This is a genomic window from Nocardiopsis lucentensis DSM 44048 (genome assembly GCF_000341125.1).
GTDB lineage: Bacteria > Actinomycetota > Actinomycetes > Streptosporangiales > Streptosporangiaceae > Nocardiopsis > Nocardiopsis lucentensis.
Window position 1 is genome coordinate 1 of record NZ_ANBC01000831.1, and the last position, 911, is coordinate 911.

At 79.3% G+C, this 911-nt stretch carries 1 protein-coding gene; it reads right to left on the bottom strand.

Features of this window, described 5'->3' with window-relative positions; translation table 11 throughout:
• On the bottom strand, positions 1-911 hold a 911-nt coding region (locus tag D471_RS0128865), incomplete at both ends, for an AAA family ATPase (RefSeq protein WP_017601838.1).

Here is a 911-nt window from a genome sequence, read left to right on the forward strand (position 1 = left end):
CCGCCACCGACACCCGCCGCCCGTCGGCCAGCTCGACCACCGCCGCCTCGCCCACCTCACGCAGGTAGCCGGTGTCACCCGGCCCGTACCCGGGGCCCTCGGCCACCAGCAGCACCCGGTCGCCCACGTCGAAACCCCCGTGCGCGCCCGGCCCCGGGTTCAGCCGCTCCTTGCACGCGGCGTTGAGCGCGCCCGCGCCCGCCGGTCCGTCCTCGCGCGCGGCCACCACCTGCACCTCCTCCGGGGCGATGCCGAGCGCGCGCGGGATCGAGTCGGTGAGCAGCTGCACCACCCGGTGCGCGGCCTCCTGCGCGGACGCGGCCGGAACCCGGACCACCTCGCGCTCGGGCGCCGCCACCTCGGGCACCCCGCCGTCGGCCACCGCCTGGGCCAGCTCGGCGATCGGCCCGGGCTCACCCGGGTCGGCCACCTCGGCCACGTGCGCGGTCCGGGAGGCGGCCACGTCCACCACCACCCGGCCCGGAGTCGCGGACGGCGCCTGGCCCGGGTCGGCGGCCAGGACCAGGTGGGCGCCGTCGGCGCATGACGAGGCCAGTTCGGCCGCCCGGGCCACGCCCACCGACATCGCCTCGCACAGCACCACCAGACCGGCCTCCAGCGGGGCGCCCGCCAGCAGTTCGGGCAGGGACACCGCGCGCGGCCCGGGTTCGTCCCCGCTCCAGCACCGCGCCAGCTCCGCGTTGACCGCGGCAGCGGCCTGCGCGGTCGGCGCGGCCACCGCGATCCCCACCTGGCTGTCGGCCGCGATCGCGTGCAGGCACACCAGTGCGCGGGCCAGCTCGGCCGCGTCGCCCGGACCGTGCCGCAGCACCGTGACCGGGCGCAGCGCCACCGTCACCAGCGCCTCGCGGGTGCGGTCGGACAGCGCGAACTCGTGCCGCTCGGCCGCC